Origin of the sequence: Rhizobium sp. BK512 (assembly GCF_014194915.1) — a bacterium.
GTDB lineage: Bacteria > Pseudomonadota > Alphaproteobacteria > Rhizobiales > Rhizobiaceae > Rhizobium.
In genome coordinates this window covers 393953-410246 of sequence record NZ_JACIAS010000001.1, presented here as the reverse complement: position 1 = coordinate 410246, position 16294 = coordinate 393953, and the positions used below count along the sequence as shown (strand labels likewise).

The 16294-nt window shown below is 60.7% G+C and carries 15 protein-coding genes; 8 read left to right on the top strand and 7 right to left on the bottom strand.

The features are described 5' to 3' along the window. Positions 1–66 precede the first annotated feature (66 nt). From FHX06_RS02130 to FHX06_RS02115, 4 genes are all read left to right on the top strand, one after another. A complete protein-coding gene (locus FHX06_RS02130) occupies positions 67–342 on the top strand; it encodes a hypothetical protein (RefSeq protein WP_112969325.1) in 276 nt (91 codons plus the stop codon). A 237-nt stretch (positions 343–579) separates the two neighbouring features. After that, the gene (locus FHX06_RS02125) at positions 580–3093 is read left to right on the top strand and encodes an FAD-dependent oxidoreductase (protein WP_183877903.1); all 2514 of its coding nucleotides are present in this window, start codon (positions 580–582) and stop codon (positions 3091–3093) included. Between the two features lie 168 nt (positions 3094–3261). Next, positions 3262–4092 carry a response regulator gene (locus tag FHX06_RS02120; RefSeq protein ID WP_029616362.1) on the top strand — a complete coding sequence of 277 codons (831 nt, stop codon included), beginning with the start codon at positions 3262–3264 and terminating at the stop codon, positions 4090–4092. A 204-nt stretch (positions 4093–4296) separates the two neighbouring features. Then, positions 4297–5628, top strand: coding sequence for a diguanylate cyclase (locus FHX06_RS02115; protein WP_183877901.1), 1332 nt, complete (start codon positions 4297–4299; stop codon positions 5626–5628). 124 nt (positions 5629–5752) lie between these two features. Here FHX06_RS02115 and FHX06_RS02110 read toward each other — a convergent pair whose 3' ends face one another. The 5 genes from FHX06_RS02110 to FHX06_RS02090 all read right to left on the bottom strand — a co-directional run bounded on the left by FHX06_RS02110 (position 5753) and on the right by FHX06_RS02090 (position 11094). Then, positions 5753–6775, bottom strand: coding sequence for a GlxA family transcriptional regulator (locus FHX06_RS02110; RefSeq protein ID WP_112546808.1), 1023 nt, complete (start codon positions 6773–6775; stop codon positions 5753–5755). Positions 6776–7076: 301 nt separating this feature from the next. Then, a complete protein-coding gene (locus tag FHX06_RS02105; protein WP_018114048.1) occupies positions 7077–7280 on the bottom strand; it encodes a hypothetical protein in 204 nt (67 codons plus the stop codon). A gap of 116 nt (positions 7281–7396) precedes the next feature. Then, on the bottom strand, positions 7397–7564 hold the full coding sequence (locus FHX06_RS02100; protein WP_183877899.1) for a hypothetical protein: 168 nt from the start codon (positions 7562–7564) through the stop codon (positions 7397–7399). 198 nt (positions 7565–7762) lie between these two features. Then, complete coding sequence (locus tag FHX06_RS02095) at positions 7763–9667, bottom strand: potassium transporter Kup (RefSeq protein WP_112546810.1); 1905 nt, start codon at positions 9665–9667, stop codon at positions 7763–7765. A 122-nt stretch (positions 9668–9789) separates the two neighbouring features. Beyond that, a complete protein-coding gene (locus FHX06_RS02090) occupies positions 9790–11094 on the bottom strand; it encodes a hemolysin family protein (RefSeq protein ID WP_112969328.1) in 1305 nt (434 codons plus the stop codon). A 289-nt stretch (positions 11095–11383) separates the two neighbouring features. Between FHX06_RS02090 and FHX06_RS02085 the strand changes: the two genes are divergently transcribed. The 4 genes from FHX06_RS02085 (at position 11384) to FHX06_RS02070 (ending at position 14902) form a co-directional block, all read left to right on the top strand. Then, the gene (locus FHX06_RS02085) at positions 11384–12799 is read left to right on the top strand and encodes a DUF882 domain-containing protein (protein ID WP_183877897.1); all 1416 of its coding nucleotides are present in this window, start codon (positions 11384–11386) and stop codon (positions 12797–12799) included. A gap of 64 nt (positions 12800–12863) precedes the next feature. Continuing rightward, positions 12864–13805 (top strand): LysR family transcriptional regulator, encoded by a 942-nt coding sequence (locus tag FHX06_RS02080; protein WP_409564306.1) that lies wholly within the window; start codon positions 12864–12866, stop codon positions 13803–13805. A gap of 103 nt (positions 13806–13908) precedes the next feature. Continuing rightward, entirely contained in the window at positions 13909–14601 is a 693-nt protein-coding gene (locus FHX06_RS02075) for a molybdate ABC transporter substrate-binding protein (RefSeq protein WP_183877896.1), read from the top strand. A gap of 145 nt (positions 14602–14746) precedes the next feature. Continuing rightward, on the top strand, positions 14747–14902 hold the full coding sequence (locus tag FHX06_RS02070; RefSeq protein ID WP_007813980.1) for an entericidin A/B family lipoprotein: 156 nt from the start codon (positions 14747–14749) through the stop codon (positions 14900–14902). 6 nt (positions 14903–14908) lie between these two features. Here FHX06_RS02070 and FHX06_RS02065 read toward each other — a convergent pair whose 3' ends face one another. Next, the gene (locus tag FHX06_RS02065) at positions 14909–15259 is read right to left on the bottom strand and encodes a hypothetical protein (protein ID WP_018114505.1); all 351 of its coding nucleotides are present in this window, start codon (positions 15257–15259) and stop codon (positions 14909–14911) included. A 33-nt stretch (positions 15260–15292) separates the two neighbouring features. After that, on the bottom strand, positions 15293–16285 hold the full coding sequence (locus tag FHX06_RS02060; RefSeq protein ID WP_183877894.1) for a glycine betaine ABC transporter substrate-binding protein: 993 nt from the start codon (positions 16283–16285) through the stop codon (positions 15293–15295). Positions 16286–16294: the final 9 nt, after the last annotated feature.

Genomic DNA, 16294 nt, shown 5'->3' with positions numbered 1-16294 from the left:
CTATAACCTCAGGCAATCGATCGCTGCAGGCGCAGCGACGAGCGCCCAGGGGAGGGCGTAAAGCCTATGTCGCATACCGTGACACGATCCGCAGTCGCATTTCTTCTTCTCCTTTCCACGACATCTTTCGCACTGGCAGCCTCCGTTACCAACAAGGACGGGGCCCCGGTGGTGCTGTCCGTCACCGAGGGCGGCAACCGCGTCGAAGTCGTCGTCGACGCCGGCGCGTCCGAACGGTTCTGTCCTTCCGGTTGCTTCATGACGACGCCCGATGGCGACCGTATCGGGCTTTCCGGCGACGAGACGATCGAGATCGTCAAGGGTTCCGCCGTCATCAAATGACGGCGGCTTGCGCCCGGCTATCATCGATTTTTATGAATTTTTGAGCCTCGTGGCTTTTGACGCTTGTCTATTTGCGCATCGTCGCGGCAAGCTTTTCCCATGTCGTAAACAGGCCTCTCATGACGCAGGCCTCGCTGCATAGTTCGCGAAGATGGTTCGTCCGGCTCGAGCAGCCGGATATTGGGAGTTCATCCGGTATGGGCTGCCGGATATCAGGTAGAAGAGGGTATTTTCTCCATGAAGTCACATGCGCGGGCAGTGGTCATCGGCGGCGGCGTCGTCGGCGTTTCGACGCTCTATCACCTTGCGAAGAAGGGATGGGGCGACAGCGTGCTCATCGAGCGCAAGGAGCTGACATCAGGCTCGACCTGGCACGCAGCCGGCCTGCTGCCGCTCTTCAACATGAGCTACTCGGTCGGCCAGATCCACAAATATTCCGTCCGCTTCTATCAGGAACTGCAAGAGGAAACCGGCATGAATGTCGGTTTCAGCAAGGTTTCCAACATCCGTCTCGCTCGCACCAAAGATCGCTGGGACGAATTCATGTACTATGCCGGCATTGCCGAGACGATCGGCGTGAAGGTCAATATCCTGACGCCGGAGCAGGTGAAGGAAATCTGGCCGCTCTGTGAAACCGACGGGTTGCTCGGCGCCATCCAGCATCCCGACGACGGCTATATCCAGCCGGCGGACCTGACACAGGCGCTTGCCAAGGGCGCGCGCGACCGTGGTGCCACGATCTACCGCAACACGACGGTCACCGCCATCGAGCAGCAGGCTGACGGCCTCTGGAAGGTGACGACCGACAAGGGTGAGATCACCGCCGAACACATCATCTCCTGCACCGGCAACTTCGCCCGCAAGACCGGCGATATGGTCGGCATCAACATTCCCGTCATCCCGGTCGAGCACCAGTATATCGTCACCGAGCCGCATCCCGATATTCTGGCCCGCAAGGCCAAGGGCCTGCCGGAAATGGGCGTGCTGCGTGAGGCCGACAGCGCCTGGTACATGCGCGAGGAAAATGGCGGGCTGCTGCTCGGCCCTTACGAGCAGGGCGCACCGGTCTGTTATGTCAACGGTCCCTCCGATGACAGCGAATATGAGCTCTTCCAGGAAGAACTCGAGCGCCTGATGCCGCATATCGAGACCGCGATCGCCCGCGTGCCGGCCTTTGGCGAAGTCGGCATCAAGAAGGTCTATAACGGCGCCATCGCCTATACGCCTGACGGCAACCCGATCGTCGGCCCGGCGCCGGGCCTCAAGAACTTCTGGCTGAACGAAGGCCATTCCTTCGGCATCACCGCGGCCGGCGGCGCCGGCTGGCAGCTTGCCGAATGGATCGTCGATGGCGAGCCGACCGTCGACATGATGGGTGTCGATCCGCGCCGCTTCGGCCCCTATGCGAAGGAGGGCTACCTCATCGCCAAGAACGAGGAGGCCTATGCCAACGTCTTCACCATGCACTATCCGGACGAGGAGCGCGCCGCCGCCCGTCCGCTGAAGACGACGCCGGTCTACGATCGCCTGAAGGCGCTCGGCGCCGTGTTCGGTTCCGTCTATGGCTGGGAGCGCGCCAACTGGTTTGCGCCCGAGGGCTATGACCTGCCGAAGGACCAGATCGGCGTTGGCGCCGACGTTCTGACCAACCACAATCATTCCGACCCGACCGAAGACGGCCGCATTCTGGAAAAGTGGTCGTTCCGCCGCTCGAACTATTTCGAGCATGTCGGCAACGAAGTCATGAACGTCAACAAGAATGTCGGCGTGCTCGACATGTCGGCTTTCGCCAAGGCGCTGGTCACCGGTCCCGGCGCGCGCGCATGGCTGGAATCGATCTTCGCCAATGCGATCCCGAAGAAGCGCGGCCGTATCGCGCTCTGCCACATGCTGACCAAGGAAGGCGGCGTGCGCGCAGAATTCACCGTTTATGAAAGCGCGCCCGGCACTTTCTATCTCGTCTCGGCGGGCGCCTATGAGGCGCATGACCACGACTATATGCGCAAGCTCCTGCCGGCAGACGGCAGCGTCAAGTTCACGCCGATCACCCAGGGCTGGGGCGTGCTCGTTCTCGCCGGTCCGAAGTCGCGCGATGTGCTGAAGAAGCTGACGCGCACAAGCCTCGACAACAAGGATTTCCCCTGGCTTTCGGGCAAGGAGATCTCGGTCGGTGCGGCGAGCGCCCATGCGCTGCGCGTCAACTTCGTCGGCGAACTCGGCTGGGAACTGCATCATCCGATCGAGATGCAGAACTACATCTTCGACAAGCTCATGGAAGCCGGCGCCGAATTCGGCATCAAGCCCTTCGGCATCCGCGCCATGCTCTCCATGTCGGTCGAAAAATCCTATCGACTGATCCCGCGCGAAATGTCGATCGAGTACAATGCCTATGAATCCGGCCTCGACCGCTTCATCAAGCCGGAGAAGGAATTCCTCGGCCGCGAGGGCCTGCTCTCCTACAAGGAAAAGGGCCTGAAGTGGAATTTCGCGACGCTGGTCGTCGAGACCGGCAACGACGTCGACGCGCGCGGCTCGGAGGCGATCTACAACGAGGCGGGCGAACTCGTCGGGCGCGCCACCAACGGCACGTTCGGCTTCCGCATCAACCGGTCGCTCGCGCTTGCCATGCTGCGGCCCGACTATGCCAAGGAAGGCACGAAGCTGAAGATCAAGATCCTCGGCACCACCTACAACGCCACCGTCGTCGGCGAGAGCCCGTTCGATACGGAGAACGCGGCACTTCGCGCCTGACCGCCTTGTGACCTGTTCTAGTTTCTTAAGCATATGAAGAAGAAAAAGGCGGCCGCACCATCGGCCGCCTTTTTCATCGCTGGCCATGGCAGCTCGATTAATAATTATTCAAATGAATTCATGTAACCGTTTCGTTCGGGGACACAATTTCCACTTTAAAGGTTTGCCATGGCGTTTCTAGGTATTTCGGGAATGCAATATTCCGGAGAAATGTTTGCCGGCGCGCGTATTATCCTCGCTGAAGATTCCAACGTCTTCACCTCGATGATCGGAAAGCGCCTGAAGGAGCTCTTCGACATCGACGTCGAGATCTGCCGCAGCTTCGAAGAGCTGCAGCTTTCCTATGACAAGTCTTCAGACCCGATCACGCTGGCGATTTCCAACATCAACCTGCCGGGCGCCGAAAACGGCGAGGCGCTGGAATATCTGGTCGACCTGTCGATCCCGACGATCGTCTTTACCGGTACTTTCCAGGAAGGCATGCGCGACAAGCTGCTCGCCAAGGATATCGTCGACTATATCCTCAAGGACAATATCTTTGCCGTCGATCTCTTGGCGGAGTCGATCTGCCGGTTCCTGACCAACCATCGCCATCACGTGCTGATCGTCGATGACAGCGCCACGGCCCGCGCGCTGCTGTCCAGCCGCCTGAAGCGCTATAATTTCCGCGTCAGCACCGCCGAGAGCGGCGCCAAGGCGCTCGAGATCCTCAAGGCCAACCGCGATATCGGCCTGATGGTCACCGACTACAACATGCCCGATATTGACGGTTTCGAGCTGACGCGCCGCATCCGCGCCACGATCGGCTCGCACGAGCTGCGCATTATCGGCGTTTCCTCCTCATCGAACCGGCTGCTTTCGGCGCGGTTCCTGAAGGCCGGCGGCAATGATTTCATGCTGCGCCCGTTCATCGACGAGGAATTCTACTGCCGCGTCAACCAGAACCTGGATACGCTTCTGCAGATCCAGTCGATGCGCAGGGAACGCGCTGTTGCCTGACCCGGCCGCAAAGATCAGCGACAGGGAAGCGGCCCGATGATCGGTCTTCATCGGGGTGGCGCAAAGGCGGCGCATATTCTTGCAATCACAGGTATTGCGACCGCCATTTGTCCCCTTCACGGAGGAGGGGCTCTCGGTTATCGTCCAGCGCGTTATGAGAGAGGGCGAGTCGAGCCCTCCGGGCGCGTCGGGGGATAGGCAGCTGTGGCATTCCAGGGGGAGTTTCAGCGAGATGGTTCGGGTCCTCGGTTCGGAGGAGTTCGCGTACTACTGGTTGAAGATTCCCGGATGTTTTCGGCCGTACTCCGCCATCGGTTCCAGACCGAGCTCAATCTCAATGTCAAATGCTGTTCGTCGCTGAAGGCGCTGCGCGAGGAGCTCTCCCAGGAAGGCCATGACTACGGCATGGCCGTGGTTGACCTGAACCTGCCTGACGCGCCCTATGGCGAGGCGCTCGACTGCATGATCGAGCACAATATTCCGGCCATCGTTTTCACGGCGACTTTCGATCTCAATACGCGTGCCCGCATCCTGGAACGCAATGTCATCGACTATGTGCTGAAGGATAACGAGTTCGCGCTCGACAATCTGGTCGCGACGGTGCGCCGGGCGATCATGAACCGCAAGACGCGCGTGCTCGTCGTCGATGACGTGCCCTCGGCGCGCCAGGTGCTGGTCGATCTGCTGAGAGCGCAGCAATATATGGTGGTGGAGGCCAGTTCCGGCCTCGAGGCGCTCGCGGCACTCGAAGCCTTCGGCGACATTGAACTCGTCGTGACAGACCATCATATGCCAGATATGAGTGGCTATGAGCTGACGCGGCGCATCCGCCACCGGTTCGGCTCGGACAAGATGCGCGTCATCGGCGTTTCCTCGTCGAACGACCGCATGCTGTCGGCAAGTTTCCTGAAGGCGGGCGCCAGCGATTTCGTCTACCGGCCCTTCGTCGTCGAAGAGCTGCAGTGCCGCATCGCCAACAATGTCGAGACGCTGACGCAGATGAAGCAGCTGCGCGCGGCGGCCGCCTGCGATTACCTGACCGGCCTCTATAACCGGCGCTATTTCTACGACAATGGCCCGAAGCTGGTGAACGAATGCCTGCGCCTGAAAACGTCGAGCGCGGTCGCCATTCTCGATATCGACCATTTCAAACGTCTCAACGACACCTATGGCCACGAGATCGGCGACAAGGTGCTGAAGGCCGTCGCAGACAGGCTACAGACGATCTTCGAAGGCAGTGACAATCTTCTCTCGCGTCTCGGCGGCGAGGAATTCGCGATCCTCTTCCCGCAAATGGATTCGCTTGCGGCCACCAAGCTCTGCGACGAGATCCGCTCGGATATTTCCCGTCTGAAGGTGACGGCGGACGATGAGGAACTGTCGGTGACAGTCTCGATCGGCGTGGCCGAAATCGCCGGCTACGAGACCTTCGAAAACTATCTGAACGCGGCAGACCAGTTTCTTTACATGGCCAAGCACAAGGGGCGTAACCTTGTCTATTCCGATGCCAAGATGACGGAAGAGGCGGCGCAGTAAGGGCGCAATTCGCTTGCCGTCCTCCTTGGGACAGGCGCGACCATGACGGTGGCAGTGCTGCCGCAAATCAAAAAAGGCGGCCACCGAGCCGCCTTTCATGTTCCGTCATGCTGCCGTCACTGCCTCAAGCCGCGACTGCCTGCTGGCGGGCCGTTGCCATGGTCATCTTGCGGTCGGCGCGCTCCTGCTGCGGGGAACGCTGATAGAGTTCGCGATAACACTTGGAAAAGTGCGAGGCGGAGACGAAGCCGCAGGCGACGGCGACTTCGACGACCGGCATGGAGGACTGCACCAGCAGGTGGCGGGCGCGGTCGAGGCGGATTTCCAGATAGTAGCGGGCAGGGGACCGGCCCATTTCCTGGCGGAAGAGGCGCTCGATCTGGCGACGCGACAGGCCGGCGCCCTCGGCGATTTCGAGCAGAGACAGGGGCTCGGCGAGATTGCCTTCCATCAGTTCGATGATCGACAGCACCTTGGCATTCTGGACGCCGAGGCGGGCGCGCAGCGGCAGGCGCTGACGGTCATGCGGGTTGCGCACGCGATCGGTCAGGTGCTGTTCGCAGATGCGGTTGACCAGGCTTTCGCCGAAATCCTCGCCGACGAGGTTCAGCATCATGTCTAGCGAGGCCGTGCCGCCGGCGCAGGTATAGAGATTGTTATCGACCTCGTAGAGGTCGGCATAGACCTCGGCCTGCGGAAACGCCTCGGAGAAGCCCGGAAGGTTTTCCCAGTGGATCGCGCAGCGCTTGCCATTCAGGAGACCCGCCTGGGCAAGCACATGCGCGCCCGTACAGAGCGAACCGACGGCAACGCCGCGATTGTAGGATTCGCGCAGCCAGGCATTGACGGATTTATTGTTGAAGGTCTCGACATCGATGCCGGAACAGACGAGCACCATGCCCGGCCGGTTTTCCCCGCCGAGATGTCGGCGCTCTTCGGCGAGCGAGGAATTGGCCTCCACGCCGATGCCGCAGGAGGAATAGACCTTTTCGCCGTCGACCGAAGTCAGGCGCCACGTATAGGCCTGATAGCCGAGCATGCGGTTTGCGATGCGCAGTGTATCCACCGCCGCCGAAAAGGGCAGCATGGTGAATTGAGGGACCATGAAGAAGACTACGGAACGTTTCTTGAGCTGCATCTTGTTCATTGGAAAATCCATGCTCGAGGGCGACTGCATATTGGTCGCGTGGAATGCGTCGCTCCGATGTTCTAAAAGCGACACTGGCATGGAAAAATGCGGCTAGGAAGAGCAAATCTGCGACATGACAGGAGATTGGCGGCGCGAGCGAAGCAAAAAGTGTCGCTGCGGCGGGGTGGTCTTATGAAATTCACCGGGGAAAGGCAGGCGACGGACATGAAAAAGGCGGTGCTGCTTGGGACTGGCACCGCCTCTAGCTTGGGAGGTATGTCGCATTCATTGCATGATCTTGCATTCACGAGCCCTGTCGTTAGTGAGCTCGGTTCTTGCCAGTCTCATCGGCGCTCGGCCAGCCGATATCCTTGCGGATGTCAAGGGGCATGGATTCGATCTGACGTTCCGTCTGCCAGCGGCGCCATGCGCGCACGAGCTTTTCAGCATAGGAACCGAACGAAGAATGTGTGCGGTAGGATGACAGGCTCTTGCCGCCATCTCTGTAAGTGATCGAGGACATTGCCGTTTCCTTTCCTTGCGAGACACGGGATCGCCGTATCCTTGAGATGAAATATGCGCTTGCGGTACTCATCATTCAAACGAATAGATTTTATAAGTACCATAAGCGATTTTGAACTATCGCTGCTGCTCGTCCAGGGCGGGCAGGGCGCAGATATCGGCCGCGAGATGCGGCGGATAATGCTTCAATTCCTGCCTGATCCGTTCGCGTGCCGCCACCCGAAACATGCGGGCTCGAAACGCGAAGAAAACCTGGAGAATGTTGAAGCCTGCCAGTTGCGACATGATCGGCCTCCTTTTCTTCAGCCTCATCGTCACAACTAAAATATAGGTACTCGGGCTGGTTCAAACAAATGAAATGAACTGGCCTTAAGGTTCAGCGAAATTGAAAGATCATAACCGCGCGCCATAGGCTGGCTTCAGCCCCGGTCGACGCCTTCTCGGTCGACATGTCGACGGATGGGGTGAGCTATGCGGCGGCCGTCAGATGACCATCTGCTCGCCAAGCTCCACCACGCGGTTGCTGGGCAGCTGGAAATAGTCCGAGGGGTCGATCGCGAAGCCGGCCATGGCGATGAAGAGCCGGTCCTGCCAGGCCGGCAGGCCGGTGTTCGGATCACCGACGAGCTTGCGTCTTCCGACATAGAACGAAGTCGACATGATCTCGAAATCGAAGCCGGCCTTCCGGCAGAGCGGCAAGGCCCTGGAAACGTCCTGGTCTTCCATGAAGCCGAAGAGGAGCTGGATCTTGATGAAGCGGTCCGAGAGCCTCTCGATCGTTACCCGCTCCGCCTCCGGCACATAGGGGCGGGGAGCGGTCTTGATGTTCAGGATCGCGTTGCGGGCGTGCAGGACGCGATTGTGCTTCAGATTGTGCAGCAGCACCCCCGGAGCCATGTCGGTGAGGCTTGTCAGGAAGATCGCGGTTCCCGGCACCTGGACGGGAGAGTGGTCCGACTTGCGTTCGATCGAGGCGATGAACGGCACCAAGGGTATCTCGTTCCTTGCCGCCTTCTCGCGAACCAGCATGGTGCCCTTCTTCCAGGTCCACATCATGATCATCAGCGCACCGGCGATCAGCACCGGAACATAGCCGCCGTCGTGGATCTTCAGGAGGTTGGCGCCCAGGAAGACGCTTTCGAGCAGGAAGAGCGGCAGCAGAACGGCAGCGGCAGCGAGCACCGTCCACCCCCAGACGACACGGAGAAACTGGAAGGAGAGGATCGTCGTGACGACCATCGCGCCGGTGACGGAAATTCCGTAGGCCGTGGCTAGCGCCTCGGAGGAGCCGAAGGCGAAGATCAGGGCAAGGACACCGAGCAGGAGCGCGATATTGACGGCCGGCACATAGATCTGGCCCGTATTGGAAGCCGAGGTAAAGCAGATCTCAAGCCTGGGCAGGAAGCCGAGATGGATTGCCTGGCGTGCCAGCGAAAAGGCGCCGGTGATCACCGCCTGGCTGGCGATGATGGTGGCAGCGGTCGCAAGAATGACCACGGGAAGCAGCGCCCATTCCGGAAACATCAGGAAGAACGGATCGGAGACGGCTTGAGGATTGGCCAGGACGAGCCCGCCCTGGCCGAGATAGTTCAGCGCAAGCGACGGGAAGACCACGGCGAACCAGGCAGCCTGGATCGGTTTCCTGCCGAAATGGCCGAGGTCGGCATAGAGCGCTTCGGCTCCCGTCACTGTCAGGAAGACGGCGCCGAGGACAATGAGGCCGACGAGACCGGCATGAGTGATGAAGTCGAAGGCATAGAGCGGATTGAGCGCTGCGAAGATCGCGGGATCGTCAGCGAGATGGATGAGGCCGCCGAGCCCCATGACGACGAACCAGAGCAGCGTTATCGGGCCGAAGAGTTTCGAGACGGAGGCGGTGCCGACCGATTGCACCAGGAAAAGCAGCAGCATGATCGCGATGGCGACCGGCAGGATGTAGGGCGTGAAGACCGGAGTCACGAGCTTCAATCCCTCGAGTGCCGAGAGGACCGACAGGGCAGGCGTAATCATGGCGTCGCCGATGAAGAGTGCTGCGCCGATGATGCCGGCGAAGAAGAAGATCGTCGCATGCCGGCTGGTCTTCTTCATCAGCAGCGCGAGCAGCGAAAGGGTTCCGCCTTCGCCCTCGTTATCGGCCCGCAGGAGAAACAGCACGTATTTGAAGGTGACGATGATCGTCAGCGTCCAGATCATCAGCGAGATCAGCCCGATGACCTCGTTCGGGGTCACGCCGTCATGCGCGAAGGGCCGGAGCGCTTCACGGAAAGCGTAGAGCGGGCTCGTGCCGATATCGCCATAGACCACCCCGACAGCTCCAAGCAGAAGCGCGGCAAACTTCTGCTGGCCGTGCTGAGGCCGGTCTGCTTCGTGCGTCGTCGTGGCGGACATTGAGCTTCCCTTGATTTACAGGAATAGATATGGGGCGGCACGATGAGAAAGGCATGTCAAACGCGCGCCAAGCTGCGCGCGAATGCATCATGCAGATTGCGTCCGGACTGGCGACGCGCGGGTCATATCTCCGCCCGTGCCTCATCCTTTGCCAGCGCGCTGACGAGAACCTTGTCGACGCGCCTTCCATCGAGGTCGATGACCTCGAATTTCCAGTCGTTCTTGACGAAGGTCTCCCCGAGTTCGGGAAGATGCTTCAGTTCTTCCAGAACGAGACCGGCGACGGTCTGATATTCGACGTCTTCGTCAAGCGGGAAGTTCATGAATTCCGAGAATTCGTCGATCGGCGTCCATCCGGACACGAGGTAGGAGCCGTCATCGCGCCGCTTGATCGCCGGCTCTTCGCCGGAGGCCGCATCGCCGAAGACGCCCATGATCGATTCCAGGATGTCGCCCGAGGTGATCACGCCCTCGAAGTGGCCATATTCGTCAAAAACCAGCACCATATGCTGCGACGACCTCCTGATCGCCTCGATCACCGAGGAGGCGGGAGCGAGGTCCGAGATGATCGGAACGTCCCGCACCAGCGTCATGATGTCGACCGACCTGCTGGCCTCGAGCGCGTCGTAATAATCCTTGACGGCGAGAACGCCGATAACCTCGTCGGAACTGCCCTTGCGGGCCGGCAGTCGCGTGCGCGACGTCGACTGAATGGTCTTGCGGATCTCCTCGGCGGAATCTTCGATATCGATCAGCTCGACGTCGCGACGCGGCGTCATCAGCGCGCGGGCCTGCCGGTCGGCAAGGCGCATGACGCCGGTGATCATGGCGGATTCGCCGATCTCGATCACGCCGGCGCTCTGTGCTTCGGCGAGAACGGTCTTGATCTCCTCGTCGGTGACGCCATCGGCGTTCTTTCCGGACTGGCCGAGCAGGGCGAGAACGAGCTTGCCCGAGCCGTCGAGCAGCCAGACGAGGGGCAGGGCCGCCTTCGACAGGTAGGTCATCGTCGGCGCGACCCTGGCGGCCACGGCTTCCGGCGCGCGAAGGGCCATCTGCTTGGGCACCAGCTCGCCGATGATGAGGGAAAGATAGGTGATCGCCACGACGACGGTACCGACGCCGAGCCCGTCCGCCCAGGCATCGGGAAGGCCCTGCGCCAGGAGCCAGGTGGAGAATCGTGCGCCGAGTGTCGCGCCCGAGAAGGCGCCCGACAGCACGCCGACGAGGGTGATGCCGATCTGGACCGTCGACAGGAAACGCCCGGGATTTTCAGCCAGGCGCAGAGCCAGTCGTGCTCCTCTGCTTCCCTGGTCCGCCAGGACCTTGAGGCGTGCCGGGCGGGCGGAGACGATCGCGAGCTCCGACATTGCAAGGACGCCATTGAGAATGGTGAGAAGAATGACGATGGCTATTTCGGTATACAAACTTTGGCCTGTTTTGATGATAACGATCCGTCGAAACTATGCGATCTCGCATCGCTTTGCGAGAGTTCCGAGCGAAGATCATGGGCACTTGGCAAGATAATTATGGCGGACTTCTCGCTACCGGCGCCGCCTCGGAAACGTGGGATGGCATCTGCCTGAAACCGAGCGTCGTATAATCGGCGGCTCATAAACCCCCTCTTAAGGATCTGTTGACCATAATGAAGGCTTAACGCCGCCCGCGTGTGCGGTGCCTGTGATGTTTTCGTGTCTCGCACCAAGGACGAAGCCTGTGTCCCTTCATCAAGCCATCGCCGCCATTCCGACGACCGCCTATGCGTGGTTTCTGTCTGTCGTCGCCCATCGGTTGGCGGTCGTGGCGGCCTTTGTCTTTGCCGTCATAGCCGGAGCGGGCGAGGCAGCGGCCGAGGACAGGGCACTGAAACTCTACTTCACGCATACGGGCGAGCGGGCGACTATCGTCTTCAAGCGCAACGGCAAGTACGACCAGCGCGGCCTCAACCAGATCAACCGCTTCCTGCGTGACTGGCGGCGCAACGAGCCGGCCAAAATGGACCCGCGGCTGCTCGATCTCGTCTGGGAAGTCTATCGCAAGAGCGGGGCAAAGGAGACGATCCACGTCGTCTCCGCCTACCGCTCGCCGGCGACCAACAACATGCTGCGCAACCGTTCGCGCAATACAGGTGTCGCCAAGCGCAGCCAGCACATGCTCGGCAAGGCGATGGATTTCTATATTCCCGGCGTCAAGCTTGCGACGCTGCGCGGGCTCGCCATGCAGATGCAGGTCGGCGGGGTCGGCTATTACCCGACCTCGGGTTCGCCCTTCGTGCATCTCGATGTCGGCAATGTGCGCGCCTGGCCGCGCATGTCGCGCCAGGAGCTGGCGCGGCTCTTCCCTGACGGGCGCACGATCCACCTGCCGGCGGACGGCCGTCCGCTGCCGGGCTATCAGGTAGCCCTTGCCGAGCGCAAGAAGGGCATCCGCTCCGCGCCGATCGAAATCGCAGCGAGCGAGGATGAGGATGACGATGCGCCGGTAACGCCAAAGGCAGCGGCACCGACCCTGCTGACGGCGCGCGCGACAGCACCTGCCAAGGCACCCGATCCCGTCGTGACCGGAAGCCTTGTCACCGCCATGCTGCCGACGCCGCAAAAGCGGGCCGATATCGGGCTTGCGCCGCAGCTTGCCAAACCCGAGGACCGGGCGGTTGCCGACCGCGGATTTGCCGATCTCGCCTCGCTCACCGTTCCGCTGCCGATGCTGCGCCCGGTCGAGGTCGAGGCCGTCGAGAGCGAGGCGCCGGTGCCGGTGCCTGCGCCGCCTGTGGCCACGCTTGCGCCGGTGTTCGCATCCGTCCAGCCGGCTGCGGCCGACTTCACGCGCTTCGTCGTTGGCCGCAAGCCCGCCAACACGTCTGTCGTCGCCGACCGGTTGACCCATCCCGCACCGACGGCGGAGCAGATCGCGGTATTGCCGGTCTCCGCATCGGAACATGTCTCGGGCGGCGTCGGAGAAATGTCCGCACGAGCGCTGATTGCCTGGGCGGTGCGGTCTCCGGAAACGTCGGTTGAACTCACCGCGCCTTCCTTGATCGGCAACACCTATCCCAGGGGCGAGGGCAGGACGGTTGCTTCGGGTGCTGCTAGGGCCAGCTTCAAGACCAGCCGTTTCGGCACCGAGGGCTGAACTCTGATCGGCTCATCGCGATCACCCTCAAAATAGGGGGCAGATTGACTTTCAATCAAATAGAATGATACACCTTGGTCATTCAGAAAAATTGAAAGATGTGACGATGACTATCCCATTTCGCCGTCCCATTCCTCTGCTCGATAATGACGTGTTGCGCACGTTTGTCGCCATCGCAGAGACCGGTAATTTTTCGACAGCGGCCGAAACTGTGTTTCGCACGCCATCGGCTGTTTCCATGCAGATCAAGAAGCTCGAAGAGCAACTCGGCGTCACGCTGTTTCGCCGCGATGCGCGCTCGGTGACGCTGACGCAGCATGGTGAAATGCTGCTTTCCTATGCGCGCAATATCCTGGCGCTCTCCAACGAGGCGGTATCGCGTTTCATCATGCCCGAGCTTAGCGGCGTGGTGCGGCTCGGCGCGCCCGAGGATATCGGCGAGCGCCTGCTGCCGCAGATCCTGAAGAGCTTTGCGCAGATCTATCCTGGCATCATGGTCGACGTGACGATCGACATGAGCATCTGCCTGAAAAAGCGGATGGAGGAGCAGCGCCTCGATCTCGCGCTCATCAACTGCGCAACGCGGCCGTTCCCGACCAATGGCGAGGTTGTCTACCGCGAGCGCCTGGTTTGGGCCGGCGCCAAATGCGGTTCGGCGCATCGGCGCGATCCGCTGCCGATCTCGATCTGGGAAGACGGCTGCATCTGGCGGCAGGAGGCGATCACCCAGCTCGAGCGCAACAAGCGACCCTATCGCGTCGCCTATCTCAGTGCCCACACGATGGCGCAGCGCGCCGCCGTGGTTTCCGATCTCGCCATCGCGCCGTTGCCGCTCTCCTATGTCAGCGAGGACATGGCGATCCTCGGTATCCAGGAAGGCTTGCCTGAACTCGGCTCTTTCGACATCCAGCTCCTGACCGCATCACAGACGACAGGGCCGATCGAGACGGTGGCCGACAGTATCCGCGCATCCTTCGCCGAAAAGTCCAAGGCGGCGGCAGCCTGATTATCCGGGAGAGCGGGGAACGGACGCACTGCGACCCTGGGTAGGGAATGATGAGCGCCGGCGAATGCAGGATTAGTAACCTGTTGCAGGGGGAGGTCAGGCCATGGATCAGCAAATCCGGCTTTTTGGCGCTGTCGCAGTCCGGCCGGCCGTGCTTGCCGTCATCCCCCGCTTCGAGACGATCACGGGATACAAGGTCGCGGCCAGGTGGGAGCTCAATCCCGCCGTGAGGACGCAGATCGAAGCCGGTGAGCCTTTTGATCTCGTCATTACCAATCCGAACCTGATCGAGGAACTCGTTTCCCTTGGAAAGGTCAGGACGGGAAGCCAGGTCACGTTCGGCCGGATAGCAATGGGCGTGGCGGCGAGGGAAGGCAGCCGGGCCCTCGATATCGGCTCCGTCGAAGCTTTCAAACAGACCCTGAAGGGTGCGCGATCAATCGCCTATGCCAGTGACGGAACCAGCGGCGGCTACTTCCAGGGTTTGCTGGAGCGCCTGGGAATAGCCGATGCGGTGAAGCCGAAGCTGGTGCCGGTATCGGGAGGGCAGACGGCGGCGGCCGTCGGCCGTGGAGAGGCCGATCTGGGTGTCGTTCCCGTGACGTCCATCCTTGCTGTCGCGCCCGAGGCCATGCTGGTCGGCAGGTTTCCGGCAGAACTGCAGAGTTACATCGATTTTGCCATTGGCGTCAGCGCCGATTCAACAGATGCGGAGGCTGCGAGCCAGCTATCGGCGTTCCTGGTATCGGCAGACATTGACGAGACCCTGTCGGCAAGGGGCATCGAGCGCAGCTGAGATGCGCTTGAGGAGCGGCGATATCGAGGATGTCGGCCTTGTCTGGAGAAAGGCTCTTAGCCGGTGAACTTTTCGCTCACGAATGCGTTATCCCGCCCGGACGGCATCGGCCGTTCGGGGTTGAATTCACAAAGGGATTTCGCAAATGACGACCACGGGTAAAATCGCATCCGCCTTGATGATCCTTCTCGCGCTCTCTTCCTGCGCCAACACGATCCGTGGCGTGGGCAGGGATACGGCCAATGCCGTCAATGCCACGCAGGATGCCGGCCGCAGTGTCGATCGCGCAGCTAAGAGATAGTTATTTTCAGATTTTTGAAGTCGGATAGGCTTTTTCGAGACCACCGGATCGGGTCAGCCCGGTCCGGAATGCGGCATAGGCCGGGTGCTGGCTCGAGCGCGCCGCTTCCATGAGCCTGATCTGCAGCCGGTCGGGTGCAGCTTCGCCGATCCACTTGCCGAGGGCTTCGAGCTTCAGCGAGTTTAGAAGACGCGAGGACGAGGCGACATCGAGATGCCGATGCAGGCCCTCGAGCAGGTTGTCGTCCTGCTGCGGATTTTCCATCAGCAGCGACAGGTAGGATTTGTCGGTTTCCGAGAGCGCCGCGAGTTTTTCCGCGACGGTATCGCGATCGGGGAAGGGCACCGTGCCAGTCATAACGAATCGTCCAATCCTTGTTGCCAGGAAGGTTTATAGACTGGCCTTGACCTTCTCGGCTACATCGGCCGGAACCCAGCGGCTCCACAGTTCCTCATAATTCTCAAGGAAATAGAGGGCGGCGTTCTCGTTGTCTTCGCCGTTCTCATCCTGCCAGGCCAGTACCTGGCTGATTGTTTCGTTGTCCCAGCTGCGGGTCTTCAGATAGTTCATGACGGGGCCGGCGCGATCGGCAAAAGCGCTGGTAATCAGCGTGAAAGCCTGGGACACGGGGTAGGCGTTCAGCCTGGGATTGGCGCAGTGGGGCACTGAGGTACAGGTGTCCCATTCAGCCTGATCGTGAGGCACGCCGAAACCCAGCTGTTTCATGTCGTATTTGCCGAGAACCGATGTCGGCGACCAGTAATAACCGAGCCAGCCGACCTTGTTTTTGAAGGCGCGGGCGATCGAATTGTCGAAATCGGCCGGGGTCGGGCTGTCGATCAGCGCAAAGCCGAGCTTATCGGCACCGAGAGCCTTGAAGAGATTGCTGGTCGAGATTTCGCAGGCCCAGGCTTCGGGGCAATTATAGATCGCAGCAAGCGAGGGATGGTAGGTATCGGGAAAGAGTTCCGGATGCTTCAGCGCATCCTGCACGGACAGGATATCCGGATTTGCATCGGCGATGAATTTCGGAATGTACCAGCCTTCGACGGCCCCATCCGCAAGAATTTCGGCGCCCTTGACCAGGCGACCGGCGCTGATGGCGGTATCGAGCTGCGGTTTGACCGCTTTCACCCAGAATTCCGAGGCGATATCGGGCGTGCCGTTGCCATCCATGGAAGCGAAGGTCGGCAGCGTGTCACCATCGACAATGGTGACGGAGCAGCCGTAGCCCTTTTCCAGGATGAACTTGTCGAAGCTCGCAGCGATTGCAGCAGAGCCCCATCTCATCTCGGCGATCGAGACCTTGCCGCAGCCGGCGGCTTGCGCAATTCCCGCGTAAAAACAGACGGCAAGAATGAATGACGTGAAAAATGTCTTCATGAAAGTTCC